A 25,493-nucleotide genomic window follows, 5' to 3' on the forward strand; every position below is an offset into this window, starting at 1 on the left:
TGCGGCATATGGGACCCCGGCCTACCCTGACCCCCATGGGCGCAGCGGTGGAGCTGGATGCAGACGGACGGGCAGTACGGCTGTCCAACCCCGACAAGGTGTACTTCCCGGAGAAGGGCTACACGAAGAGGGACGTCGCCGAGTACTTCCTCTCCGTCGGGGCCGGGATCACGCGGGCCCTGCGCGACCGGCCGACCACACTCCAGCGCTTTGTCGACGGTGTCGATGGCGACTTCTTCTACCAGAAGCGCGCCCCGAAGAACCTCCCCGACTGGATCCCCACCGCCCGCGTCGCCTTTCCCAGCGGCCGGCCGGCCGACGAGATCTGCCCCACCGAACTCGCCGCCGTCCTGTGGGCGGCCAACCTCGGCACGCTCACCTTCCACCCCTGGCCGGTGCGGAGAGCCGACACCGACCACCCGGACGAGTTCCGCATCGACCTCGACCCGCAGCCCGGCACGGACTACGCCGACGCGGTCACCGCCGCCCATGAGTTGCGCGCCGTCCTCGACGACCACGGTCTGCGCGGCTGGCCCAAGACCTCCGGCGACCGCGGCATCCACGTCTTCGTCCCCGTCGAACCCCGCTGGACCTTCACCGAGGTCCGTCGCGCGGCCATCGCGGCCGGCCGCGAACTCGAACGCCGGATGCCGGACCGGGTGACCACCGCGTGGTGGAAGGAGGAGCGCGGTGAACGCATCTTCGTCGACTACAACCAGACCGCTCGCGACCGGACGATCGCCTCCGCCTACTCCGTGCGGCCCCGCCCTCACGCTCCGGTCTCCGCGCCGCTGCGCTGGGACGAGCTCGACGACGCCGAGCCGCAGGACTTCGACATCCGCACCATGCCGAAGCGGTACGCGGAGCTCGGCGACGTGCACGCGGACATGGACGACCACGCCTTCCGGCTCGACGGGCTGCTGGAACTGGCGGACCGGGACGAGCGGGAGCGCGGGCTCGGCGACATGCCCTACCCGCCGGAGTACCCGAAGATGCCCGGCGAACCCAAGCGGGTTCAGCCGAGCCGCGCCCGGCACGACGAGGACGGGGAGGCATGAGCGCGCCCGATCTGGAGCCCGTCTCACCGCACGGGGAACACGCCCGTCCCCGGACCCGTGGTGACAGCTGGTGGGCGGTGTTCAAAGCGTCCCCGTATCTGCCTGCCGTCGTGCTGATGTTCATCATCGCGGCGGCGGCCGGTCTTTTCGCGGGCTCCTACACGTACGCGATGGCCAATCCGACCCCCCGCAATATCCCGGCCGCCGTGGTCGGCGATCTCGGCACTCCGCGCGACAAGGTCTTCCTCGCCGGGCTGGAGGTCGCGCTCGACACATCGCTGGTGCTGCACGAGTACGCCACCGAAGCCGAGGCCCGCACCGCGCTGGAGGAGCAGAAGGTCTTCGCCGTCCTGCGGTCCGCGAACGGCGGGGTCGCCGTGGATGTCGCGAGCGCGTCCGGGGCGTCGGTCGCCCAACTGCTCACCGAGTCCACGCTGAAGGTGGGGCAAGCGGCCCATGTGCCGGTCAAGGTCACGGACGTGAAGCCCCTGCAGCGGGGCGATCCGCGCGGCCTCGCCCTCTTCTACATCTCGCTCGCCGCGGTGGTCATCGGCTTTCTCGGCGCCATCCAGCTGAGTGTGCACGCCAAGGGGCTGAACCCGCTGGAGCGGATCGGTTTCACCGTGGCGTACGCGCTGCTCGGCGGTTTCGCGATCGCTGCTGTGGTGGACTGGCTGCTCGGTTCCGTCGATCTGCCGTTCGTTCAGTCGTGGATGATCCTCACCTTCACGATGTTCACCACGGGCATGGTCTTCACCATGTTCAACACCCTGATGGGGCGCTGGGCGATGATCCCCACCTGGGGACTGATGGTGCTGCTCGGCAACCCGTCCTCCGGCGGTGCGGTGTCCTGGCCGCTGCTGCCGTCGGTACTGGGCTTCGTCGGCCGCTGGCTCCCCCCGGGCGCTGCGGTCAACGCCCAGCACGCCGCCGTCTACTACCCGGGGCACCAGCGGATCTTCCCGTACCTGGTGCTCGCCGGCTGGTCGCTGGTCTCCTGCACGGTGTTCTGGGTATGGCGCCACCGGCACCCCGGAGGCCGTGACCACATGCCTCAGCATGCGGCCACGGCCTCCTGACCTTCCCCGAGTCACTGCAACAGTCGATGAAGCCAGACCTCTTTTCGCGACTCGCCAATCGCTATGGCAGCCATGGCGCGAACTTCGTCCTTAATGTGAATAACCGAAGATTCTCGGGCTACGGTATGGCCCGCTCCGGGAGCCGCCTGTGCCCCGACGGTCTCCGCAAGTCTCCGTAACGCCCGTCTACCAGTGGGGAGTTCGACATGGACCGAAGGAGCTTCAACCGCCGTTTCCTGGTGGGTGGCGGGGTCGTCGCGGCGACCGGAGCGACATCGTTGTTGCTCGGATCGGTCGACGCCAACTCGGCGGAGCCCCCGCCGAGGACCGCCCCGGCGGGAGGCGTGATCCGTCATCTCAAGCTGTACGCCGAGAAATTGGCGGACGGTCGGATGGCGTACGGCCTCGAGAAGGGCAAGGCGACGGTCCCCGGGCCGCTCATCGAGATCAACGAGGGCGACACCCTGCACATCGAGTTCGAGAACACGATGGATGTGGCGGCCGGCCTGCACGTGCACGGCGTCGACTACGACATCGCGAGCGACGGCACCAGGGTGAACAACAGCATCGTCGAGCCGGGTGGCACGCGTACGTACACCTGGCGCACCCACGCGCCGGGCCGCCGGAAGGACGGCACGTGGCAGCCCGGCAGCGCGGGCTACTGGCACTATCACGACCATGTCGTCGGGACGGACCACGGCACGGGCGGCATCCGCAAGGGTCTGTACGGCCCCGTGGTCGTCCGGCGCAACGGGGACCTCCTGCCGGACAAGACCATCACGATTGTCTTCAACGACATGACGATCAACAACAGAGCGGCCCACGACAGCCCCAACTTCGACGCCACCGTGGGCGACCGGCTCGAAGTAGTCATGATCACGCACGGCAATTACTACCACACGTTCCACATCCATGGTCATCGCTGGGCGGACAACCGCACCGGGCTGCTCACCGGGCCCGACGATCCCAGCCGCGTCATCGACACGAAGATCGTCGGCCCGGCGGACTCCTTCGGCTTCCAGGTCATCGCGGGCGAACAGGTGGGCGCGGGTGCCTGGATGTACCACTGCCATGTGCAGAGCCACTCCGACATGGGTATGGCCGGACTGCTGCTGGTCGCCAAGGCGGACGGAACGGTCCCGGGCTACGACCCCCGTGCCAGGCATGACATGAAGGCCGACACGCCGATGAACGACAAGGCGATGACCGACAGGACCTGAGGCCGGCGGACCGAGGCCTGAGGAATCCGGTCAGGGTTCCGTCGGCCCCGTCGCCAGGCGCAGCTGTTCCTCCTCGACGATGCGCCTGGCCAGGCTCCCGTCCGACACGTCCACGGCGTCCGGCGTCGTCTCGGCGACGTCGCTGCGCCGCGCGTACGCGTCGAACAGTCGCTCCTTGCGGGCCAGGATGTCCAGCATCCGCTGGTCGACGCTGTCCGTCGCGAGCAGCCGGTGCACCTGGACCGTGCGTATCTGCCCCATCCGGTGGGCGCGTGCCACGGCCTGGTGCTCCATCGTCGGCTTGATCTGCGGCTCGCAGAGGATGACAACCGACGCGGCCTGCATGTTCAGCCCGACGCCCCCGGCCTGGATCTGGCTCAGCAGGACGGCGTGGCCGTCCACCGTGCTGAACTCGTCGATCAGCCCCTGCCGCCGGGCCGCCGGGACGTTGCCGGAGACCGGCCCGAACACCCCGTTGCCCAGGGCCTCCCGGACCGTGGTGAGTACCTCGTGGAAGTAGGAGAACACGACCACCTTGAGCCCGTTGCCGGCGGCCTCCGCGACCAGCTCGCGCAGCCGGTTCAGCTTCGCGGAGGTCTCCGGCCGGGCGTACGCGGCCCGGCGCATCCGCATGAACTGTCCGGCGGCGACCGCCTCCCGGTAGGCGTCGAGATCCGCCTCGCTGAACTCCTCCCACTCGTCGACCTGCACCAGCGCCGGAAGTTCGGTCAGCACGTCCTCCTGGTTGCGCCGGAGATAGGCGGGCGCGACGGCACGGCGGAAGGCGTGCGAGCCGGCGGCCCCGTGGGTGGTCCTGATCGACGGCGCCAGTTCGGGCTGGAGATGGCGGACCAGGCTGCGGAACTCCTCGACCCGGTTCTCCATCGGCGTACCGGTCAGGAACAGCACCCGTTCGGTGCGCCCCGCCCAGCCGGAGACCGCGCGCGAGCGGCGGGTGGCGGGGTTCTTCACGTAGTGCGCCTCGTCGACGACCAGCATGCCGGGCCGCTTCCCGCCGTCCCGGGCGGCCGGGAGGGTGTGCAGGGCATCGAAGGTGGTGAGGGCGACCCCGCCGCGCTCGCGCCAGTCGGCGAACGCCTCCTGTCGCTCGGGGCCGTGCACCGGCAGAACCCGCAGAGTGGACCGGGCCCGGAGCTCCCGCACCCAGTTGATCAGCACGCTCGCCGGGCAGACCACCAGGAAGTGCGTCTCGCCCCGCGCCGAGAGGTGCGCGAGCGCGGCGATCGCCTGCACGGTCTTCCCGAGCCCCATCTCGTCGCCGAGGATCACCCGCTTCTGCGCGAGCGCGAAGCGGGCGCCGAACGACTGGTAGCCCCGCAGGGAGACCCGCAGATGCGCATCGTCGAGCCGCAGCCCGCGCACCCGGTCGGCGATCCCCGACGGAAGGAACCCCTCGGCGGCGTCCCGGTCGGGCCGCGTGCCCGACATCTCGGCGAGCAGGCTGTAGTACTCGGCGGACCGCAGCTCGAAGTCGACCCACGCCGCGAGGTCCGACTCGGGGTCCCGCAGCAGATCGACCGACACCTGCCCGAACAGCAGCGGAAGCCCGCGCTCCGTCGCCTCCGCGACCGCGGTCCGGACAGTGGCGACGGCAATGAGCGCCGCCGTACGGGCCTGCCGCCGGGCGAACAGCATGCGCAACCGCCCGCGGGCCGGTCCGGCCTCGGTGAGCAGCGGCTCCAGCCGCCCGACGAGCCGCCGGGCCGCGTCCACGGCCCGCCGGACGTCCGGACCGGCCTCGATCAGTCGGTGCAAGGCCATGACCAGGGCGGTCGTGGACTCGTCCGGCGCCTCCACGTCGATCCGGACGGCGACCGTGTCCCGGACCGCGTGCGCGATCTGGCCCGCGGCGGCGAGCGCCTGATCGGCGGTCTGCGCACCGACGCCGGGGATCTGGCGGAGCTCGTACCGATTGGCCTCATGGACCTGACCGACCGTCGTGTAGCCGGCCTGCTCGACCGCGCCGAGGCGCAACCGGCCCTCGGTGACGTCCTTGAGCCGGGAGACCGGGATCGCGGCCAGCGCACGGTGGATCAGGGAGTCGAGGATCGGGGTGAGAGCGGCGTGTATGGCGTCGGTCGCGCGAGTGTGGTCGGCCAGCACGGCACGCGCCGCGTCGAGCAGCCGTTCGGCTTCTGCGATCAGTTCCCGGGCTGCCTTCCCCGTCGGCGCCCCGGTGTCCCTCGCCCCGGTACCGGTCTCCCCGGCCTCTGTCATATACGTACCTCTGTCCGCGCAGCCCCGCTGCCGCCTTGCCCGGCAGCTGCCCGAGTGAGACATATCGTGCCATGGGCCGTTGACAGTGCGGGCCCGGCGGAGCGAGAGCCCCGGTGCACGGTCAGGACTCGGGCGGGCGGCGTCCGGCCGGTCACAGCAGCGGGACCTCCAGCGCCCTGGCGCAGGGGCCGCGCCGCACAGGGATGTGCTCGCCCATCAGCCAGTGTGCGCGGCCGTACGCGTCGATGGTGCTGCTCATCATGTGCAGACCCTGGTAGGTGCGCGGCAGACAGGCGTACCGGGTCAGAGGCGTGGACTCCATGGTGCTCCTCGGCAGAAAAGCAGGAACGCGGAACGTGGACCAGGCGGCTGCGGACATGCGCAGGTGCCGGCGGCGCGTGGGCCGAGGGGCGGAGCAGGGGGCGCCTACGAGCCATGAACCTTTCTGGTGGTCATGCGCCGATCATCCATGAGGGCCGAGCCGAGGTGCAACGGTTTCCCGCGTTGCGCAGTCTGCGGTTGTCAGTGCCCGGTGCAAGACTCGGATGGTCAGGAGAAACCCCTGCAGTGCACACGCGGGACTCGCTGAAGGAGCGCACCATGCTCACCACCGGTTTTGTCACCGGATCCCCCAACTGGCTCGATCTCGGCACGCCCGACCTCGACCGGGCCACCACCTTCTACCAGGGCCTCTTCGGCTGGGACTTCGTTCCCGGCGGTCCCGAGACCGGCGGGTACGGGATGTTCATGCTGGACGGGAAATCGGTCGCGGGCGCCATGACCGTCACCCCGGAGCAGGCGAAGTCGTCCTGGTCGGTCTACTTCCAGACGCCCGATGTCGATGCCACCGCCAAGGCGGTCGAGCAGGCCGGCGGCGCGGTGCCCTTCCAGCCGATGGATGTCCTCGACTTCGGCCGGATGGGCGGCTTCACGGACCGGGACGGCGCGTACTTCGGGACCTGGCAGCCGAGAAAGAACACCGGCCTGGGTGTGGTGGGCGCGCCGGGCTCGCTCTGCTGGACCGAGCTGTACACCCCGGACGTGCCTGCGGCCGCCGCGTTCTACGGCATGGTCTTCGGGTGGGAGACCCAGCAGGTGGCGTACCCCGGCGGCGGTGGGTCCTACACTCTGATCCGCACCAGGGGCGCAGGCGAGCGCGCTGACTTCGGTGGGCTCGTACCTCTCGACGCCGTTGCGACACAGGGCGTTCTGGGACCGCACTGGCTGCCGTACTTCGAGGTCGACGACTGCGACGCCACGGTCGCGGACGTCGAGCGGCTGGGCGGCAAGCTGACGCTGGAGCCGATGGAGATGGAAGGCGTGGGCAAGTTCGCCAACGTCGCCGATCCGTACGGGGCGCAGTTCGCCGTGATCAAGAGCTCGGACACGCCGGGAAGCTGACCGGAGGACGTACGGCCCCGCATTGATGTGGCGTTGAGCAGTCGTTTATCGCGACCGGGCACTGTGTGCGCCATGCTGATCAACACCGTGACGGACCCCGCACTCGCCTGGCAGGAGACGGCGCTCTGCGCGCAAGCGGGACCCGAGTTCTTCTTCCCTGCCCCCGGCAGCTCCACACGTGAGGCGAAGCAACTGTGCAACGCCTGCGAGGGCCGGGTGGCCTGCCTGGAGTACGCGCTCGACAACGACGAACGGTTCGGCGTCTGGGGCGGACTTTCGGAGAAGGAGCGGGAACGGCTGCGCAGGGTTGAGCGCGACCGGGCCTGAACTTCCCCTGTACGTACCGGTATTCGGCCCTCCGGGGTCCTGAGTCCGGATCTCCGGGGAGCCGGGTTGAGCGAGTACGACTACATGGTCGTCGGGGCGGGATCGGCCGGCTGCGTGCCGGCCGCGCGACTCTCCGAGGACCCCACGGGTCCGGGGCGCGCTCGTCGAGCCGGGACGTACCTGGCCCGGTCGACGACACGCACCTCGCCGAGGTGATCCGGACCGGCGCGGAGACGCTCTGCCACCCGGTCGGCACCTGCACGGTGGGGGGAGGACCCGGCATCCGTGACCGACCCGCGGCTGCGCGCGGGTCGACGCCTCGGTCATGCCATGCATCACCCGCGGCGACCCGCACCAGCAGTGCCGAACTCGCCTCCCAGGGCGTCCATATGTGCGCCGTCGACACCGGCTGGATCACCGACGAGAACCCGGTGCCGAAGAAGGAGCGGATCGCTGCCGGAGGCTTCCGTACCCCGCTCGACATCGTGGACGGCGCCGCCCGCGTCTACGATCCGATCGTGCGTGGCGAGGCGGGATCGCCCGTCTCGGGCGTCTTCCTCAAGGACTACCGGGAAGCGGAATGGTGAAGGGCGACCGCACTCGCACTGCGGCCCCGCCGGAGGGCGACGACCGAGACCGACTGACACACCACCGGACAGGCCGGCCCTCGCAATCGCGGAGACCGGCTTCGCCGTTCCTCGGCGGTGCCCCGGCCGACCGGCAGTAATCGGTGCCCCTCCCGGCAGGCTCTGCCCCGTCGCGCCGCCCAGCACACGCGCTCGCCGCGTTGGCCGAAAGCCCTGGCAGCTCCTTCCCCGAGCTCTCAGCTCCGTTCGAGCAGGGGAGACCCCATCCAAGGCCTTCCGGCCGCCGTGCGACCGCACGCACCGGACGACGCTCCTCAAGTGCAGAGCTAGCGACCGGTCGGCTATGTGCAACCGCAGGTGACCGGTCGAGAATGGCTCCACGGGCATCAGGGCGATCCCAGGACCGGCTGATCCGGGTTCCGCCGACCGGCTGCCGCGGTGCCTCCCACGCGGCGGTTGCCGACCGTCGGGCGAGGGCTCGCTCGTCACCGTGGGCGCCACGCCGCCAGGTCCGGTATTACCCTCGCGGTCCCGATGTGCGTGACGCCTCGTCACACTGAGGCGACGGCCCACAAGTGAGTGTGCTCGTGGGCCGTCGGGTGCTGTGCGGGTTGTGGGTCAGGCGTTTCGCGGAGGCCTGGGGTCCAGGCCTCCGCGAGAGTGACGGGTCAGGCGTTCGCGCGGGCGGCCATCCGCGCCTTGCGCGCGGCCAGTTTCTCGTCGAACTTGGCCGCTTCGCGGTCCAGTCCGCCCATGTAGAGCCCCAGCTCCTCCTGCGCCTTCAGCCCGTCCGGGCCGAGCCCGTCGATGTCCATGACCTTCAGGTAGCGCAGCACGGGCTGGATCACGTCGTCGTGGTGGATCCGCATGTTGTAGATCTCGCCGATCGCCATCTGCGCTGCGGCCCGCTCGAAGCCGGGCATGCCGTGACCGGGCATCCGGAAGTTGACCACGACCTCACGCACGGCCTGCATCGTCAGGTCCGGGGCGAGTTCGAAGGCCGCGCCGAGCAGGTTGCGGTAGAAGATCATGTGCAGGTTCTCGTCGGTGGCGATCCGGGCGAGCATGCGGTCGCAGACCGGGTCGCCCGACTGGTGACCGGTGTTGCGGTGCGAGACGCGGGTTGCGAGTTCCTGGAAGGCGACGTACGCCACGGAGTGCAGCATCGAGTGTCGGTTGTCGGACTCGAATCCATCCGCCATGTGCGCCATGCGGAACTGCTCCAGCTTGTCCGGGTCGACGGCGCGCGAGGTGAGCAGGTAGTCGCGCATCACGATGCCGTGCCGGCCCTCCTCGGCGGTCCAGCGGTGCACCCAGGTGCCCCAGGCGCCGTCACGGCCGAACAGGGAGGCGATCTCGTGGTGGTAGCTGGGAAGGTTGTCCTCGGTCAGCAGGTTCACGACCAGCGCGATCTTGCCGATGTCGGTGACCTTGGACTGGTCGGCCTGCCACGCCTCACCGTCCTCGAAGATGCCGGGGAAATTCCGGCCGTCCGAGAAGGGGATGTACTCGTGGGGCATCCAGTCCTTGGCGACCTTGAGATGGCGGTTGAGCTCCTTCTCCACCACCTCCTCCAGGGCGTACAGCAGTTGGGCGTCGGTCCACGCCTTTGAACTGCCGAGGTGGGGAGAGGTGATCGTCACGGGGGCTCCTGGGGACGGGAGAATTACCTACGGCTTCGTAGGTTACGAGACCGTAGGTTAAAGCGGGAGTAAGCCCCCCGCCAAGCCCGGCCGCGCGAAGTCCGACTACGTACCGTTATGTCTGCAGGTCGCGCAGGCGTACGGAGAGGTAGGTCACGCAGTGATCCAGTTTCTCGAAATTGCTGATATCTACTGATACGGGGTGATATCCGAACTTGGTGGACGACTCTGCGGTCTTTGGTGCACTTGTAGATTCCCGCCATCGAGCAGCACCACGTGCGGGCCCGCCTCTTCCGGAATCGGCAGGAAACAGCCGAAAAGCGACGGTTCGTCAACCGGGTGCGGGTACCCGACGACTGTGCCGTCCGGCAGAGCCGTCACCGCGGACTTCAGGTGCAGCACCTTGGTCGGCGGCACGGCTACGACACGGGCACTCAGCGGCTCGAACGCGGATCTGAGCTGCCGCACCCCCTCCGCGTTCGTCCGGCCGCCGCGCCCGACAAAGACCGTGCCGCCGGTTTTCAGGACGTCGCTGCCGTCCAGCGTGCCCGGCTTCCTCCTCCAGTTCACCGAGCAGCCGAGCCCGGCCAGTGCCTCCTCCACGGCCGCGGTCTCGCCCCGGCGGGACTCCGCGCCGGTCCGGGCGATGAGCGCCACGTTCCGGCACATCACCACGGTGTCCTCGACGAACACGCCGTCCGGGTATCCGTCCGCCGGGCTCGCCTCGACCGTCTCCCATCCGTACTCGCCGAGGACGGCGACATACCGCTCCCATGCTCGCCGCCGCGGTCGACTCGCAGGGCGGGGCGGGGGCCGGGGTACGCTCCCGCACCGACTGCGGTCGGCGGCTGGAAGAGCCGGGCCGTGCTCCGCCGATGTCCCCGGCCGCCGTCTGTCCCCGTCACCCCCACGGCTCAGAGCTCCATCGCCACCGCCTCGGCCGTGGTGTCACGCAGTTCGCCGTCCAGCAGCAGCCAGCGCGTGATGCCGAGCGATTCCAGGAACGGCACATCGTGGCTCGCCACGATCAGCGCGCCCTCGTACGACTCCAGAGCCGCCGTCAGCCGGCGCACGCTCGCCATGTCCAGATTGTTCGTCGGCTCGTCCAGCATCAGCAGTTGCGGTGCCGGTTCGGCCAGCAGCAGCGCCGCCAGTGCCGCACGGAATCGTTCCCCGCCCGACAGCGTCCCCACGGGCCGGTCCGCCCGAGCCCCCTTGAACAGGAAGTGCGCCAGCCTCGCCCTGATCCGATTGTCCGTGGCATTCGGTGCGAATCGCGCCACGTTCTCCACCACGCTCAGTCCGTCGTCGAGTACATCCAGACGCTGCGGCAGAAAGCCCAGCGGCAATTGGGGTGTCGCCTCGCCGGACACCGGTGCCTGCTCGCCGGCAATGGTTCGCAACAGCGTCGTCTTGCCCGCGCCATTGCGGCCCACCAGCGCGATCCGCTCAGGGCCCCGCAGCTCGAACCCGCCGCTCACCCGTGCCCCGTGCGCGAGTTCCAGATCGCGCAGTACGAGCACGCCCTGGCCCGGATGCACCTTGGTGTGCGGCAGCTCGACCCTGATCTCGTCGTCGTCCCGCACCGCCTCGACAGCGTCGTCGAGGCGCTCCTTCGCCTCCGCCAGCTTCCCGGCGTGCAAGAGCCGATGCTTGCCGGCCGATTCCTGGGCGGCCCGCTTGCGGTTGCCCATGACGATCTTCGGCTCGCGCTTGTTGTCCGACATCTTCTGTCCGTAGCGCTTACGCCGAGCCAACTTGACCTGGGCGTCTGCCAGGTCACGCTTCTGTCGCTGCACGTCGGCCTCCGCGACCCGCACCATGCGCTCGGCCGCCTCCTGCTCGACGGCGAGCGCCTCCTCGTACTCCGAGAGATTCCCGCCGTACCAGGTGACCGACCCGTCCCGCAGATCCGCGATCTGGTCCACCCGCTCCAGGAGCTCGCGGTCATGGCTGACGACGACCAGGACACCCGCCCACGCGTCGACCGCCTCGTACAGCCGCCTGCGCGCGTACAGATCCAGATTGTTCGTGGGCTCGTCGAGCAGCAGCACCCCGGGGCGGGCCAGCAACAGCGCGGCCAGGCGCAGCAACACGCACTCGCCGCCCGACATCTCGCCGATCGTGCGGTCGAGCCCGATGTGGCCGAGGCCGAGCTGATCGAGCGTCGCGCGGGCGCGCTCCTCCACGTCCCAGTCGTCACCGACGGCCGCGAACTGCTCCTCGCGGACGTCCCCCGCCTCGATGGCGTGCAGAGCGGCCCGGGTACCGGCGATGCCCAGGGCGGCATCGACCCGCAGCGCCGTGTCCAGGACCAGATTCTGCGGGAGATACCCGATCTCGCCCCGGGTGCGGATGTGGCCATCGGTGGGGGTGAGTTCACCCGCGATCAGCCGCAACAGGGTTGACTTTCCACACCCGTTGAGGCCGATGAGACCGGTCCTGCCGGGGCCCACGGCCAGCTGGAAGTCGTCGAAGACCTCACTGCCGTCGGGCCAGGCGAAGGAGAGCGACGAACAGGCGATATGAGTCATGGGGGTAGACATACGGATCTCCCGGTTGCGAGGAAGGGCAGGGGGGCAACGGGCGAGACACCGGTCACGGGCGTTCCACGGACATGGCCAAGGAGGAGCCCCGGTTGCGGAGGACGGCTCTAAGAGCTGAGGTCACACTCGGGCGCGCAGACATGACAGACATGACAGACCTGAACGGGCATGCACTGTCCGGACACGGCGCGCAACGCGGTGTCTCACGACCTCAGACGAGCAACGTCCTTCTCCGATCCGACGACAACAAGGACGTCACGAACGGTACGACGGGACTTCGCGCCCCGGCAAACGATTTACGTCGATCCCGGCCGTGCCGGTGCGTGCGGCGGATCGGGGGCCGGACGATGACAGGTCGCTGGACGGGCAGGGCCCTGACGATGCCCACGGTGTTCTGCGGCGGTGCGGTGCTGACCGGCTGCTTCGCCTCCTCGCGCTCCTCGGTGGGCGCCTCCACCTCGGGGACCGCAGCCACCGAACTTCGGGGACCACGTGTCCGTCCCCTCCGGGCAGCGGAGCATTCCGCTGACCGTCCCGCCGGGTCCTCCTGCTGCCCGGCACCACCGGGCCGGCGATCGGAGCGGCCACCTGCTCCGAGGCCGGACGCCGGTTCATCGCCGGGGACGTCTACCGCGGGACACGGCGGTGGAGCCGCCGGATCCCGGGGGCGTACCGGGTACGGGCCCCGGGCGGCGCCGACGCGCCGGGCGGCAGCGAAGCCGCTCCCGGGCTCAGCACGCTCCGCCGAGCAGGTCCGTCAGACTCCGGTCCAGATCCAGGAATCGGTGCTCCTGCCCCGACGGGACGAGTTCCTCGGCGCGCCCGAGGAAGCGACGCAGCTCCGCCGTGTGGACATGCACCATGGCGATGCCCTCGGCGGCATGGAACTCCAGGACCGTACGGTCGTAGCCGAACGGCCTGATCCGTACGTCCCCGTCCCCGGCCGCTCCTTCTATTCCTGCCGCCAGCAGTTCGCGGGAGAACTCCCAGGACACCTCGGTGCCCTCCAGGGTTGCCGGGGCAGGGAAGGCCATGCGCACGGCGAACGGATCCCTGCAGTCGTACTGCAAGGTGGCGGGAAGGGTCTCCATCCGCGGCGCGGATGCGACCATGCGGGCCTGCACGGACTGCTCTATAACGCTGGACAAGACCTGCTCCCTCTTGCGGCCAGATGAACGGTTCCCGGCACTGGCAGAGACGACGGAACGTCCCGATCCGTGCTCGGGCGAGGGAGTGAGCTGCGTCACCGCGCCACACTCCTTTCGACGCACGTGCCCGCGTGCGGCAGCGCACTCTGGACGGCGTACTGCCCGTGGGCTAGCTTCCTGCGCCATGAGGCCCAAGGGGAAGACGACACGACTGATGGCATGGGGACTGTGCGGGGCGGCGCTGACCGCGGCACTGGTCACATCGGCAGCGCAGGCAGCGCCGGGGCAGCGGCACGGACCCGGCGACCGGACGGGCTGGACACTTACGGAGACGGGAACCGGCGCCCGCTTCCGTGGCCTTTCCGCCGTCAGCCGGCGCACGGCCTGGGTCGCGGGCTCGAAGGGCACGGTGCTGCGCACCTCCGACGGCGGCCGTCACTGGCACGACGTGTCGCCGGCGGGAGCGGCGGAGGCGGCTCTGGAATTCCGTGACATCGAGGCGTTCGACGCGCGGCGTGCGGTGGCGCTGGCCATCGGTGAGGGCGAGGCGTCGCGGGTCTTCCGTACGGACGACGGTGGAGTGACCTGGACCGAGTCCTTCCGCAATAGCGATGCCCGTGCCTTCTACGACTGCCTCACCTTCTTCGACAGCCGCCACGGGCTCGCCATGAGCGACCCGGTCGACGGGAAGTACCGGATCCTGTCCACCGAGGACGGCGGCCGCAGCTGGAACGTACTGCCCACAGCGGGGATGCCGGCGGCCCAGGCGGGCGAGGCGGGCTTTGCCGCCAGCGGCCAGTGCCTGGTCAGCTCGGGGCCGAAGGACGTATGGCTGGCGACCGGCGGGGCGGCCACCGCACGGGTGCTGCACTCCGCCGACCGGGGGCTGACCTGGACGGCCACCGAATCGACGATCCCGGCGGGGGACCCGGCCCGCGGCGTCTTCGGTCTCGCCTTCCGCGACCGTAACCACGGCATTGCCGTCGGCGGCGACTACCGCGCCGGCCAGGCCTCCCCGGACGCCGCGGCCGTCACGGGCGACGGAGGCCGGACCTGGCAGCGGTCCACCACCCCGCCGACCGCCTACCGTTCCGGCGTCACCTGGGTCCCGCACACCCGCTCCACGGCACTCGCCGTCGGGCCGACCGGGACGGACCTGACGACGGACGGCGGCCGCACCTGGCACACCGTCGACACGGGTTCGTACGACACCGTGGACTGCACGAAGGACGGCGGCTGCTGGGCGGCGGGGGAGAAGGGGCGGATCGCCCGGATGAACCAGGCCATGCTTCGAAAGTAGCGTCGTCCGCCCGCAGGGCGGGCCAGGCGGCGGCTGGCGGGACGTTCGAAACACGCCCCAGGAGGGCACTGAAGATCTTGGCCGGGCTCCCGACGCCTTGCACGCACATCTGCGGCGTTGCCAAAACGGCCTGATAGCTCCGCTATGAGGCCGCTTCGGCGCCTTGCAGCTGCACGCACCAGACGCCGCTCGCTAGGCCGTCGCGGCTGTCGAGCCGGTCGAAGGCGTCGGCCACCGCCTGGGCGATGGCCCCGTCGACGGCGCGACGCCGCTCCGGACGGTCGATGGTGATCACCAGGACACCGCCGTGCTCCTCGGTTCGCACGGTGCGGGCGCCGGAGGTGCTGGTGTCTGCCATGGTGGTGGTTCCTTGTCCTGCGCGCGGTCTGGGACGTCTTGCGCGCGATCGGCGACGAGGCCGGCCGCGGGGACGGTCACCGCGGGGTCGGGATCGCCTCCGCGGCACGTAGCTCCTCGATCTCTGCGGTGTCGAAGCCGAGGTCGGCGAGCACGGCCTCGGTGTGCTCGCCGAGGTCGGGAGCGGGGCGCGGGGGGACCTTCCGCTCCTGGTCCAGCCGCACAGGGCTGTCGATGGTGAGACGGGAGTCGGTGCCGTCGGCCTCGATCGGCACCAGAACCCCGTTGGCCAGGAGTTGAGGGTCGTGCGCGCTCTCCTCCAGCGTCTGGACGACCCCGTACGTGATACCGGCGGAGTCCAGCAGCTCGCGCCATTCGGCCAACGGGCGCCTGGCGAACGCCCGGTCCAGCAACTCGACGATGTCGGCGGAGTGGGTGTGCCGGCTCGCGGTGTCCTTGAAGCGCGGGTCCTCCGCCGCCTCGGGATGGCCGATGGCCCGCAGGAAGGGGGGTACCTGCTTGTCCTCGTTGACGAAGGCGAGCAGCAGCCAGCGGTTGTCAGCGGTGCGGTAGGCGTTCGCCAGTGCGTTGGGCGGGTGGAACCGGTCCACCGGGTGGGGGTTCTTCGCGCCGACCAGCATCGCCTGCAGCCACACGCCCGCCGCCCATGCCCCCTCGGCGACCAGTGACGCGCTGACCCGCGCCCCCTGACCGGTCTTCTCACGGCGGTAGAGCGCGGTCATGATCCCGGCGAACAGCGTGATCGCCGTGGCGTGGTCGCCGGCGCCGGAGACGTTGATCGCGGGCGGGGCATCGTGCTGGCGGGTGAGGTCCATCAGGCCGGTGCGCGCCCAGTACGCGGTCGCGTCGAAGCCGGGCAGGTGGGCGTCCGGCCCCGTCTCGCCGAAGCCGGTGACGTCCGCGTAGATCAGCCGGCTGTTGAGCGGGGCCAGGTCGCCGTACTCCAGGTGCAGCCTGGCCCGGGTCGGCGGCGGGAAGTTTGTCACCAGGACGTCGGCCCACCGCACCAGCCGCTCCAGGACCGGGCGGGCTCCGGGGGACTTCAGGTTCAGCTCCATGCTGCGCTTGTTGCGGTTGTCCAGCTGCCACGCGTAATTGACGCCCTCGACCCTCGGGTTCGGCGGGAAGCGGCTGAAGGCCCGGTAGGTGTCCCCGATGCCTGGTGGTTCCACTTTGACGACATCGGCGCCGAAGTCGGCGAGGATGGTGGCCGCGGCGGGCCCGGCGATGAAACTGGCGATATCGACGACGTGCAGTCCCTGCAGCAGAGTCGTGTCTTCCATAGCTGATCCTCCTTCCGCCCTCCTCTGGCTGCCGCTGGGAGGTGTCCCCAGCGGATGCGGGCCGCGCGGTTCAGTGAACTGGGGCCATCGGGACGAAGGCGTTGTAACCGGTGATGTCACGGCCGACGATCAGGGACTGCACCGTGTCGGTGCCCTCGTAGGTGTCGATGGCCTCGATGTCGCACAGGTGCCGGGCCACGTGGTAGTCGAGGATGATGCCGTTGCCGCCGAGCATGTCGCGGGCGTCGGCGAGGATGGCCCGGGCGCGCTCGGTGTAGTGCATCTTGGCCAGGGCGACCCGTGGCATCGAGTATTTGCCCTCGTCCATGAGCTGGCTGAGCCGGTACTGCATGCACAGCATGTCGGTGATGTCGGCCAGCATGCGCGACAGGCGGTGCTGGATGAGCTGGAAGGCGGCCAGCGGAATCCCGAACTGCTTGCGCTGCTTGGCGTAGGCCAGTGCGGTCTCATAGCCGGCGATGGCGGCTCCGACCGCCTCCCACGCCACGCAGTAACGGGAGGCCAGCAGGACCTTCTCGGTGTCGCGGAAGGTGTGGACGTTCGCCAGGCGGTTCTCGGCCGGTACGCGGACGTCGGTGAGGGAGATCTGCGCGTTCTGCACGCACCGCAGCGCCGTCTTGCCCGTGATGACCTCAGTCTCGAAGCCTGGAGCGCCCTTTTCGACGACGTATCCGCCGACGTGGCCGTCCTCACCGCGGGCCCAGATGATCACATAATCGGCGAAGGTCGCGTTGCCGATCCACCGCTTGTGGCCGTTGAGCACGTACGCGTCGCCGTCCCGGCGCGCGGTCGTCTCCAGCTTGACCACGTCCGTGCCGTGGGCCGGCTCGGTCAGACCGAAGGCGCCGATCTTCTCCAGGCGCGCCATCGGCGGGAGGAAGCGATCTTTTTGCTCCTCCGAGCCCAGCAGCGCGATCGACGTCATGGCCAGGGCCGAGTGCACACCGCTGAATGTGGAGATGCTGAGGTCGCCGCGCGCCAGCTCCAGGATCACCAGGCCGGCCGTCACGTTGCTCATCCCCGGGCAGCCGTGGCCCTGGATCTGGAAACCCATGACGCCGAGTTGGGCCAGCTTGGGGACGAGCTCGTGGGGGAACTCCGCGCGCTCCCAGTAGGGATTGATGATCGGAGTGACCTCCTGGTCCATGAAGTCCCGGACCTTCTGGCGCAGGGCCCGCTGCTCATCGTCCAGCAGGTCGTTCAGCAGGAAGTAGTCCGTGTGCTCGGGTCCGCCCAGAACCGGCGGCTGGACGACCGGTTTCCCGTTCCCGGAACCTACGGTGACGAGATCGATGCCCGCCGTCGCAGTGCTCTGCATCGCATTCATCTGTCCGCTGCTCCTCTCCGGATTCCCCTCCGTGTTCCATGGCGTCCCCCGCGCTCTCACGCTAGGAGAAGCCGGGGGAGAAGCCATCGGACGCCGGACACGACATTTCCCGCGGCTCTGGTACCGGCGGCCCGACGAACTCAGGGTGGCGGTTCGGCCACGGAATGCTCCGGCCTCTCCATGCCCGCTCGCGGGCACCGGGGTACGGTGTGTCCATGGCCATGGGTGACACCGAAGCCATGAAGCGGCTGTCGCTCGTGGCGTCGGAGCTAGGGTCACACGCCCCGGAGGTCAGCCGGGATGTGTGGGCGCGCCTGGTCGCCGAGATCCCGCAGCTCAGAGGCGATGAGGACATCCTCAGCCTGCTTCAGGCGAGCGTCTCGGAAAACGTCATCACGATGCTCCACATTCTTGAGCACGACGTCTCCCTGGAGAATGTCGAAGGGCCTGTGGCCGCATGGGAATATGCCCGCAGGCTGGCCCAGCGCAATATCCCCATCAGCGCGTTGGTCAGGGCCTACCGGATAGGCCACTTCTATTTTCTGCAGTGGCCCCTCGACGAACTCCACCGCCAGCGCCCCGACGAGGAGGTCTCCGCAGAGGCCACCCGCCGGATGCTGTCGGTGACCTTCGGCTATATCGACCGGATCAGCGAACGGGTCATCGAGGTCTACCAGCTCGAACGTGATCGCTGGCTGCTGGGTCAGACGGCGGCCCGCACGGCACGGGTGCGGGAGATCCTCGATGAGGACCGCATGGATCCGGACTGGGCGGAATCGGTCCTCGGCTACCGGCTGGGGCAGCGCCACCTCGGGATCGTGCTGTGGTTGCCCGAGAGGTCCCACGGCGGGGCGGCGCTGTCCCGGCTCGACCGGCTCACCGGCAGGATCGCGGCGGAGCTGGACTGCAGTGGCAGACCTCTGTTCGTGGCCCGGGACGAAACACTCGCCTGGGCCTGGCTTCCGTTCGGCTCGCGCGGCGAGATCCCCTGGGAGTTGCTGGCGGGCACGGTGGAGGACGGCGACCCCACCGCGCTGGCGTGCGTGGGGGACCTGGAGTGCGGCGTCGAGGGATTCCGGCGCACGCACCGGCAGGCTGTGCGCGCGCAGGACCTCGCGGTGGCGGCCGGCCAGGACAGCCGGGTCACCCTGTACCACCAGGTCGCCCCGATCGCACTGATGTGCAAGGACATCGACGACATGCGGGCCTGGGTGTGGAGCGTCCTCGGGGAACTGGCGACCGACGACGAGCACTCCGCGCGGCTGCGGGAGACACTGCAGATCTTCCTTGCCACCGGCGGCAGTTACACCGCGACCGCCGGTCGCCAGATCCTGCACAAGAACACTGTGCAGTACCGCATCCGCAAGGCCGAGGAGGCCATGAGGCGATCGGTCCACGAGCGCCGTACGGACCTGGGGTTGGCCCTGCTCGCCTGCCAGTACCTCGGCCCCCCGATCCTGCGGGTCCGCCCACCGTGACGCGGCGTCAGGCGGTGGTGCGTACCGTACCCGGGACCCCGATGACCCGCGCTCTGAACTGCTACGGCAACTGCTGCCGGTGCGCGGCGAGTTCGTCCGACGTCTTGGTCGCGATGAACTCCGTGATCCGGTACGCGCACACGCCCTCGGCCGCGAACGGGTCGGCCGCCGTGATCTTCTCGATCTGCGTGCGGTCGTCCCCGACGGCGAGAATCACCCCGCCATCGCGCGGGTTCTTACGCCCGGACGCGATGAAGACACCTGCCGCGTACTGCGTGTCCAGCCAGGCGACATGAGCCTTCAGGAGTGCGTCGACGCGCTCGACGGGGGCGGTGTAGGTCAATTCGAGTACGAACATACGTCTCACCCTATCGAGGCCTTGTCGAGGGAGGTCCGGACGGGACTTCTAAGCTGGATGGCACTATGACGACGCTCCGCACGCCGGCCGACGCAGCCGAAGCCCGCGCCATCCAGGACACCCTCCGCGCCCGCGTGGTGCTGGACGAGCCGGGACCGCTGCCCGGCACCGGACGGGTGACCGGTGTGGACGTCGCCTACGACGACGAGCGCGACCTCGTCGTGGCGGCGGCGGTCGTGCTCGACGCGGCCACCCTCGACGTCGTCGCCGAGGCCACCGCCACCGGCCGGGTGACCTTCCCGTACGTCCCGGGGCTGCTCGCCTTCCGGGAGATACCGACCGTGCTGGCCGCGCTGGAATCCCTCCCGGTCGACCCCGGCCTCGTCGTCTGCGACGGCTACGGCAGGGCGCACCCGCGGCGGTTCGGGCTCGCCAGCCACCTCGGCGTCCTCACCGGACTGCCGGTCATCGGCGTCGCCAAGAACCCGTTCACCTTCACGTACGAGCAGCCGGGCCCCCGGCGAGGCGACTTCTCCCCGCTCGTCGACGGGGACGAGGAGGTGGGCCGGGCACTGCGCACCCAGGACGGCACCAAGCCGGTGTACGTGTCCGTCGGCCACCGGACCGGTCTGGACAACGCCTGTGCGCACACACTTCTGCTGGCCAGGGACTTCCGCCAGCCGGAGACCACCCGCAGGGCCGACGCACTCTGCAGGCTGGTCCTCCGGGAGGCGACCGCCTGAGTGTCCGACGGCACCCGCGTCCGAGTATCTGAGTATGTGTACGGATACCACGTGCCGATCATGAACGGCAGGCTGGTGCGTATGACCGATCATCGAACGTCCACACGTGCCGGAACCGTCTACGTCGCCCAGCGGCGCGTTGCCATAGGGATGACTCTCGGTGTCCTTGCCGGGGTCGTCTGGACCGTCTCGATGATCTGCACGCTCGTGTCCTGGATGTTCTGACGCCGGGACGGCCCGCCGGCCGCGGCCGTCCCTGCGTGAATCCGCTCAGCGCATGGCCGCGACCCGGAAGCGCAGCCCGGCCCCGCGCAGCCGCTCCAGCAGTGCGTCGCCCATTGCGACGGCCGTGGTGACCTGCCCGGATGTCGGCGGGAGTTCGTCGAGGGCGAGGCAGAGCGCGGACTGGGCGAGGATCTTCGCCGTCTCGTCGTAGCCGGGGTCGCCGCCGGAGACCTCGGTGAAGACCCGGCGTCCGCCGCCTTCCCCGACGAATCGCACCGTGAACCAGCTCCGCTTCCGGCGCTCCGCGTCGGGGCCCTCACCCGGCTCGTACCGGTCCATCAGCCAGCTGCGCGCGGCGGGCAGCTGCGCGGCGCCCACGAGGGCGCCGATCGCGGCCGTGCCGCCCAGCGCCACCGGCAGCGTCTTCACCGAGGCGAAGTGGCGGTAGCGGAAGTCGGGGCCGTATCGCGCGAGCGCCCGCGCCGAGCGCTCGATGACCTGCGGGTCCAGTGTCGGCAGGGGCAGCGCCCAGGTGCCGGTCTCGGCACTGAAGTGCGGGGTGCCGAAGCAGGCGCGGGCTCGGCGTCCGACCAGGCGCGGTTCGTGCAGCCGGCGCTCCTGCGCGGCGCGCAGCATCTGCGGGCCGCGGCCCATAGCGGTGAGCGCGGAGGCGAACGTACCGCCGGAGAAGACGGCGTTGCTGCGGACGAACCCGTCGATGGTCAGCGGCGCGTCCTGCGGCAGCTGCTGGACGGTGAAGTAGACGCCGAGGTCGTGGGGTACGGAATCGAAACCGCAGGCGTGCACGAGCCGCGCCCCGGTCTCGCGGGCCCGCGCATCGTGTTCCAGGAACATCCGGTCCACGAACTCCGCCTCACCGGTCAGGTCCGTGTAGTCCGTCCCTGCCTCCGCGCAGGCGGCGACCAGCTGCTCGCCGTACCAGACGTAGGGGCCCACGGTGGTGGCCACCACGTGGGCCGATTCGGCCAGTGCGCGCAGTGAACCGGGGTCGTCGGCGTCGGCGTGCAGCAGCGGAAGGTCCGCGCAGCGCGGATCGATGGCGGCCAGGCGTTCGCGCAGCTTCTGCAGCTTGGCCGGATTGCGGCCGGCCAGCGCCCAGCGGCAGCCGTCGGGTGCGTGGGAGGCGAGATATTCGGCGGTGAGGACACCCACGAAGCCGGTGGCGCCGAAGAGGACTATGTCGTAGGGGCGTTGTGCCCCGTTCTGCCTGTTCACGAGTGCCTCCGCAGGGGCCGGCGCCGATGTCGCAGGCAGAGGTTAGCGGAGGGGTTCGTGGCGGTGTGCAGGCGGGCGCCGCTCGTGAGGGAGGATCCTCGAGAAAGAACTAAGCGCTTGCTCGGCCAAAAGGGTTGTGCGGAGCGGGGAGCATTCTTAGCATCGTCGCTGTTACATCAGTTGTGTCACACCGCTGGGGGTTCGATGGCAACGACAGAGCACGGCCCGCTGGCGGGTGTGCGCGTGGTCGAGCTGGCGGGCATCGGCCCCGGCCCGTTCGCCGCGATGCTGCTGGCCGACCTCGGCGCCGACGTCGTCAGGGTCGACCGGCCCGGCGGCGCGGGGCTCGGTATTGACCCCGCGTACGACCTCACCAACCGCAACAAACGCTCGGTGCTCGTCGACCTCAAGGTCGAGGACGGCCCGGACCGCGTCCTGGACCTGGTGGAACGCGCCGACATCCTGATCGAGGGCTACCGGCCGGGCGTCGCCGAGCGCCTCGGAGTCGGCCCCGAAGCCTGCCTCGCCCGCAACCCGCGGCTCGTGTACGGGCGGATGACCGGCTGGGGCCAGGACGGGCCGCTCGCCGAACGGGCCGGGCACGACATCGCGTACATCGCCCTCACCGGCACCCTCTCCATGATCGGCAAGCCCGGCGAGCCGCCCACCGTCCCCGCCAATCTGGTCGGCGACTACGCGGGCGGCTCGCTCTACCTCGTCGTCGGCGTCCTCGCCGCCCTCCAGCACGCCCGCACCCCCGGCGGCGCGGGCCAGGTCGTGGACGCGGCGATCGTCGACGGCGCCGCCCATCTCGCCACGATGATCCACGGGATGCTGGCGGCCGGCGGCTGGCAGGACCGGCGCGGCTCCAACCTCCTGGACGGCGGCTGCCCGTTCTACGGGTCGTACGAGACCTCCGACGGCCAGTACATGGCGGTCGGCCCGCTGGAGCAGCAGTTCTACGACGAGTTCGTGAAGCTCCTCGGCATCGAGGACCGGGCCCCGGACCGCAGGGATCTCACCCGGTGGGAGGAGCTGCGCAGGGTCGTCGCCGACCGGTTCAGGACCCGGACGCGCGCGGAGTGGACCGAGGTCTTCGAAGCCACGGACGCGTGTGTGGCCCCGGTCCTGTCGCTCCGCGAGGCCCCGCACCACCCGCACCTCGCGGCCCGTTCCACCTTCGTCGAACACAGCGGTCTGACCCAGCCCGCCCCCGCACCCCGCTTCTCCGCCACCCCCGTCTCCGTACGCAACGGACCCGCGCAGCCCGGCGCGGACACCGCGGGCGTCGCCCGGGACTGGGACGTACCAAGCATCCACCGGCCCCGGAAGGACCCCACCGACTGATGGAACTCTTCCTGCCGCCGAACTACGCGGGCGACCCGCGCGAGGCCTCCGTCGTCACCATGCTCAATGTCGTCCCGGTCGGTCCCGACCCGGCCCGGCTGATCTCCACCGTCAAGAACTGGCTCTAGGGGGCTCGCAGTGCAGCGGCAGATCTTCACCGAGGAGCACGACGCGTTCCGCGAGACCGTCCGGACCTTCCTGGCCAAGGAAGTCCTTCCGCACTACGAGCAGTGGGAGAAGGACGGCATCGTCTCGCGCGAGGTCTGGCTCGCGGCCGGCCGGCAGGGGCTGCTCGGCTTCGCCGTGCCCGAGGAGTACGGGGGCGGCGGCACCACCGACTTCCGCCACAGCGCCGTTCTCGCCGAGGAGTTCACCCGGGCCGGCGCCCCCGGGCTCGCGCTCGGCCTGCACAACGACGTCATCGGCCCCTACCTCACCGGTCTCGCCACCGAGGAGCAGAAGCGCCGCTGGCTGCCCGGCTTCTGCAGCGGCGAGATCATCACCGCCATCGCGATGACCGAACCCGGCGCCGGCTCCGACCTCCAGGGCATCCGCACCACCGCCGAGGACAAGGGCGACCACTGGCTGCTCAACGGCTCCAAGACGTTCATCTCCAACGGCATCCTCGCCGACCTGGTGATCGTCGTGGCGAAGACCACCGCGGAGGGCGGCGCGAAGGGGCTCTCGCTGATCGTCGTCGAACGCGGTGCGGACGGCTTCGAGCGGGGCCGCAACCTCGACAAGATCGGCCAGAAGTCCCAGGACACGGCCGAGCTGTTCTTCAACGACGTCTGCGTCCCCAAGGAGAACCTGCTCGGTGAGCGCGACGGCGCGTTCATCCACCTCATGACCAATCTGGCGCAGGAGCGGATGGGCATAGCGGTCGCCGGTATCGCCGCCGCCGAGTACCTCCTGGAGATCACCACCCAGTACGTCAAGGAGCGCGAGGCCTTCGGGCGGCCGCTCTCCACGCTCCAGCACATCCGCTTCGAGATCGCCGAGATGGCCACCGAGTGCGCCGTCACCCGGGCCTTCCTCGACCGGTGCATCGTCGACCACTCGGACGGGAAGCTCGACGCCGTGCACGCGTCGATGGCCAAGTGGTGGGCCACCGAACTGCAGAAGCGTGTCGCCGACCGCTGCCTCCAGCTCCACGGCGGCTACGGCTACATGACGGAATACCGGGTCGCCAAAGCGTTCACCGACGGCCGCATCCAGACCATCTACGGCGGTACGACCGAGATCATGAAGGAGATCATCGGCCGCTCGCTGCTTGCCTGACCCCTGACGATCGACCACCCCCGAAAGGCTGCTGTCTTGAGTACCGAAGCGTTTGTCTACGACGCGATCCGCACCCCGCGCGGCCGCGGCAAGGCCAATGGCGCCCTGCACGGCACCAAGCCGATCGACCTCGTCGTCGGCCTCATCCACGAAATGCGCAGCCGCTTCCCGGGCCTGGACCCGGCCGCCATCGACGACATCGTCCTCGGCGTGGTCAGCCCGCTCGGTGACCAGGGCTCCGACATCGCCCGGATCGCCGCCATCGCCGCCGGACTCCCGGACTCGGTGGCGGGCGTCCAGGAGAACCGGTTCTGTGCCTCCGGTCTGGAAGCCGTCAACCTGGCTGCCGCGAAGGTCCGTTCCGGCTGGGAGGACCTGATCCTCGCGGGCGGTGTCGAGTCGATGTCCCGGGTACCGATGGGCTCCGACGGCGGTGCCTGGGCGATGGACCCGATGACCAGCTACGAGATCGGCTTCGTCCCGCAGGGCGTCGGCGCCGACCTCATCGCCACCATCGAGGGCTTCACGCGCCGCGACGTCGACGAGTTCGCCGCGCTCTCCCAGGAGCGGGCCGCCGAGGCATGGAAGGACGGCCGCTTCGCGCGCTCCGTCGTCCCGGTGAAGGACCGCAATGGCCTCGTCGTCCTCGACCGCGACGAGCACATGCGCCCCGGCACCACCGCCGACTCGCTGGCCGCGCTGGGGCCCTCGTTCGCCACCATCGGCGAGCTGGGCGGCTTCGACGCCGTGGCGCTGCAGAAGTACCACTGGGTCGAGAAGATCGACCACGTCCACCACGCGGGCAACTCCTCCGGCATCGTGGACGGTGCCGCACTCGTCGCCATCGGCAACAAGGAGACCGGCGAGCGGTACGGACTCACGCCGCGTGCCCGGATCGTCTCCGCAACAGTCTCCGGCTCCGAGCCGACGATCATGCTGACCGGCCCCGCGCCCGCCACCCGCAAGGCACTCGCCAAGGCCGGACTCACCATCGACGACATCGACCTCGTCGAGATCAATGAGGCGTTCGCCGGTGTCGTGCTGCGCTTCGCCCGGGACATGGGGCTGTCCCTCGACAAGATCAACGTCAACGGCGGCGCCATCGCGCTCGGCCACCCGCTCGGCGCCACCGGCGCGATGATTCTCGGCACGCTCATCGACGAACTGGAGCGCCAGGACAAGCGGTACGGCCTCGCCACCCTCTGCGTCGGCGGCGGCATGGGCATCGCCACCGTCATCGAGCGTCTCTGACCGTCCCCGGCCACCCCT

At 69.9% G+C, this 25,493-nt stretch carries 23 protein-coding genes and 2 pseudogenes; 14 read left to right on the top strand and 11 right to left on the bottom strand.

Annotation, left to right across the window (positions count from 1 at the left end):
• Window positions 1-35 precede the first annotated feature (35 nt).
• The 3 genes from ligD to ACIBB8_RS14300 all read left to right on the top strand — a co-directional run bounded on the left by ligD (window position 36) and on the right by ACIBB8_RS14300 (window position 3,357).
• Entirely contained in the window at window positions 36-1,058 is a 1,023-nt protein-coding gene (gene ligD, locus ACIBB8_RS14290; protein WP_398951844.1) for a non-homologous end-joining DNA ligase, read from the top strand.
• Window positions 1,055-2,137, top strand: coding sequence for an ABC transporter permease (locus ACIBB8_RS14295; protein ID WP_398951846.1), 1,083 nt, complete (start codon window positions 1,055-1,057; stop codon window positions 2,135-2,137). The genes ligD and ACIBB8_RS14295 overlap by 4 nt, the downstream gene beginning before the upstream one ends.
• A gap of 206 nt (window positions 2,138-2,343) precedes the next feature.
• Entirely contained in the window at window positions 2,344-3,357 is a 1,014-nt protein-coding gene (locus ACIBB8_RS14300) for a multicopper oxidase domain-containing protein (protein WP_398951849.1), read from the top strand.
• A gap of 30 nt (window positions 3,358-3,387) precedes the next feature.
• Here ACIBB8_RS14300 and ACIBB8_RS14305 read toward each other — a convergent pair whose 3' ends face one another.
• Both ACIBB8_RS14305 and ACIBB8_RS14310 read right to left on the bottom strand, forming a co-directional pair.
• Window positions 3,388-5,595, bottom strand: coding sequence for a DEAD/DEAH box helicase (locus ACIBB8_RS14305; protein ID WP_398951852.1), 2,208 nt, complete (start codon window positions 5,593-5,595; stop codon window positions 3,388-3,390).
• 151 nt (window positions 5,596-5,746) lie between these two features.
• Window positions 5,747-5,917 carry a hypothetical protein gene (locus ACIBB8_RS14310; protein WP_398951854.1) on the bottom strand — a complete coding sequence of 57 codons (171 nt, stop codon included), beginning with the start codon at window positions 5,915-5,917 and terminating at the stop codon, window positions 5,747-5,749.
• A gap of 278 nt (window positions 5,918-6,195) precedes the next feature.
• Between ACIBB8_RS14310 and ACIBB8_RS14315 the strand changes: the two genes are divergently transcribed.
• From ACIBB8_RS14315 to ACIBB8_RS14325, 3 genes and pseudogenes are all read left to right on the top strand, one after another.
• Window positions 6,196-6,996, top strand: a complete 801-nt coding sequence (locus ACIBB8_RS14315; protein ID WP_398951967.1) for a VOC family protein — start codon at window positions 6,196-6,198, stop codon at window positions 6,994-6,996.
• 72 nt (window positions 6,997-7,068) lie between these two features.
• Window positions 7,069-7,323 (top strand): WhiB family transcriptional regulator, encoded by a 255-nt coding sequence (locus tag ACIBB8_RS14320; protein ID WP_327243128.1) that lies wholly within the window; start codon window positions 7,069-7,071, stop codon window positions 7,321-7,323.
• A gap of 344 nt (window positions 7,324-7,667) precedes the next feature.
• Window positions 7,668-7,910 (top strand): annotated as a pseudogene (locus ACIBB8_RS14325) (short-chain dehydrogenase); the annotation flags it as partial.
• A 668-nt stretch (window positions 7,911-8,578) separates the two neighbouring features.
• Here the strand turns inward: ACIBB8_RS14325 and ACIBB8_RS14330 are convergent.
• The 4 genes and pseudogenes from ACIBB8_RS14330 to ACIBB8_RS14345 all read right to left on the bottom strand — a co-directional run bounded on the left by ACIBB8_RS14330 (window position 8,579) and on the right by ACIBB8_RS14345 (window position 13,247).
• A complete protein-coding gene (locus tag ACIBB8_RS14330; RefSeq protein WP_398951857.1) occupies window positions 8,579-9,553 on the bottom strand; it encodes an acyl-ACP desaturase in 975 nt (324 codons plus the stop codon).
• Window positions 9,554-9,668: 115 nt separating this feature from the next.
• A pseudogene (locus tag ACIBB8_RS14335) lies at window positions 9,669-10,327 on the bottom strand (N(G),N(G)-dimethylarginine dimethylaminohydrolase); the annotation flags it as partial.
• 140 nt (window positions 10,328-10,467) lie between these two features.
• Window positions 10,468-12,099 (bottom strand): ABC-F family ATP-binding cassette domain-containing protein, encoded by a 1,632-nt coding sequence (locus ACIBB8_RS14340; RefSeq protein WP_398951858.1) that lies wholly within the window; start codon window positions 12,097-12,099, stop codon window positions 10,468-10,470.
• A gap of 731 nt (window positions 12,100-12,830) precedes the next feature.
• Window positions 12,831-13,247, bottom strand: a complete 417-nt coding sequence (locus tag ACIBB8_RS14345; protein WP_398951861.1) for an SsgA family sporulation/cell division regulator — start codon at window positions 13,245-13,247, stop codon at window positions 12,831-12,833.
• A 184-nt stretch (window positions 13,248-13,431) separates the two neighbouring features.
• Here ACIBB8_RS14345 and ACIBB8_RS14350 point away from each other — a divergent pair, with 184 nt between their 5' ends.
• Complete coding sequence (locus tag ACIBB8_RS14350) at window positions 13,432-14,547, top strand: WD40/YVTN/BNR-like repeat-containing protein (RefSeq protein WP_398951863.1); 1,116 nt, start codon at window positions 13,432-13,434, stop codon at window positions 14,545-14,547.
• 142 nt (window positions 14,548-14,689) lie between these two features.
• On the opposite strand, the gene ACIBB8_RS14355 is transcribed toward ACIBB8_RS14350, so the two are convergent.
• The 3 genes from ACIBB8_RS14355 to ACIBB8_RS14365 form a co-directional block, all read right to left on the bottom strand.
• Window positions 14,690-14,905 carry a hypothetical protein gene (locus ACIBB8_RS14355; protein ID WP_398951865.1) on the bottom strand — a complete coding sequence of 72 codons (216 nt, stop codon included), beginning with the start codon at window positions 14,903-14,905 and terminating at the stop codon, window positions 14,690-14,692.
• A gap of 76 nt (window positions 14,906-14,981) precedes the next feature.
• A complete protein-coding gene (locus ACIBB8_RS14360; RefSeq protein WP_398951867.1) occupies window positions 14,982-16,208 on the bottom strand; it encodes a CaiB/BaiF CoA transferase family protein in 1,227 nt (408 codons plus the stop codon).
• A 70-nt stretch (window positions 16,209-16,278) separates the two neighbouring features.
• Complete coding sequence (locus tag ACIBB8_RS14365) at window positions 16,279-17,556, bottom strand: acyl-CoA dehydrogenase family protein (protein ID WP_398951869.1); 1,278 nt, start codon at window positions 17,554-17,556, stop codon at window positions 16,279-16,281.
• A 215-nt stretch (window positions 17,557-17,771) separates the two neighbouring features.
• Here ACIBB8_RS14365 and ACIBB8_RS14370 point away from each other — a divergent pair, with 215 nt between their 5' ends.
• Window positions 17,772-19,034: a PucR family transcriptional regulator gene (locus ACIBB8_RS14370; RefSeq protein ID WP_398951871.1), complete on the top strand. Its 1,263-nt coding sequence runs from the start codon at window positions 17,772-17,774 to the stop codon at window positions 19,032-19,034.
• A 61-nt stretch (window positions 19,035-19,095) separates the two neighbouring features.
• Here ACIBB8_RS14370 and ACIBB8_RS14375 read toward each other — a convergent pair whose 3' ends face one another.
• Window positions 19,096-19,392, bottom strand: coding sequence for a YciI family protein (locus ACIBB8_RS14375; protein WP_398951873.1), 297 nt, complete (start codon window positions 19,390-19,392; stop codon window positions 19,096-19,098).
• A 65-nt stretch (window positions 19,393-19,457) separates the two neighbouring features.
• On the opposite strand from ACIBB8_RS14375, the gene ACIBB8_RS14380 reads away from it, so the two are divergent.
• On the top strand, window positions 19,458-20,135 hold the full coding sequence (locus tag ACIBB8_RS14380; protein ID WP_398951876.1) for an endonuclease V: 678 nt from the start codon (window positions 19,458-19,460) through the stop codon (window positions 20,133-20,135).
• Between the two features lie 81 nt (window positions 20,136-20,216).
• Window positions 20,217-20,360 carry a morphogenic membrane protein MmpA gene (gene mmpA / locus ACIBB8_RS14385; protein WP_327243110.1) on the top strand — a complete coding sequence of 48 codons (144 nt, stop codon included), beginning with the start codon at window positions 20,217-20,219 and terminating at the stop codon, window positions 20,358-20,360.
• A 45-nt stretch (window positions 20,361-20,405) separates the two neighbouring features.
• Here the strand turns inward: mmpA and ACIBB8_RS14390 are convergent, their stop codons facing one another.
• The gene (locus ACIBB8_RS14390) at window positions 20,406-21,596 is read right to left on the bottom strand and encodes a saccharopine dehydrogenase family protein (protein WP_398951878.1); all 1,191 of its coding nucleotides are present in this window, start codon (window positions 21,594-21,596) and stop codon (window positions 20,406-20,408) included.
• A gap of 204 nt (window positions 21,597-21,800) precedes the next feature.
• Here ACIBB8_RS14390 and ACIBB8_RS14395 point away from each other — a divergent pair, with 204 nt between their 5' ends.
• The 4 genes from ACIBB8_RS14395 to ACIBB8_RS14410 are packed head-to-tail and all read left to right on the top strand — an operon-like array spanning window position 21,801 to window position 25,475.
• Window positions 21,801-22,943 carry a CaiB/BaiF CoA transferase family protein gene (locus ACIBB8_RS14395; protein ID WP_398951881.1) on the top strand — a complete coding sequence of 381 codons (1,143 nt, stop codon included), beginning with the start codon at window positions 21,801-21,803 and terminating at the stop codon, window positions 22,941-22,943.
• Complete coding sequence (locus tag ACIBB8_RS14400; protein ID WP_398951884.1) at window positions 22,943-23,071, top strand: hypothetical protein; 129 nt, start codon at window positions 22,943-22,945, stop codon at window positions 23,069-23,071. The genes ACIBB8_RS14395 and ACIBB8_RS14400 overlap by 1 nt, the downstream gene beginning before the upstream one ends.
• Before the next feature lie 10 nt (window positions 23,072-23,081).
• Window positions 23,082-24,224: an acyl-CoA dehydrogenase family protein gene (locus tag ACIBB8_RS14405; RefSeq protein ID WP_398951886.1), complete on the top strand. Its 1,143-nt coding sequence runs from the start codon at window positions 23,082-23,084 to the stop codon at window positions 24,222-24,224.
• 36 nt (window positions 24,225-24,260) lie between these two features.
• A complete protein-coding gene (locus tag ACIBB8_RS14410) occupies window positions 24,261-25,475 on the top strand; it encodes an acetyl-CoA C-acetyltransferase (RefSeq protein WP_398951888.1) in 1,215 nt (404 codons plus the stop codon).
• Window positions 25,476-25,493: the final 18 nt, after the last annotated feature.

The organism is Streptomyces sp. NPDC051286 (genome assembly GCF_044455345.1).
In the GTDB taxonomy this organism is placed as follows: Bacteria; Actinomycetota; Actinomycetes; order Streptomycetales; family Streptomycetaceae; genus Streptomyces.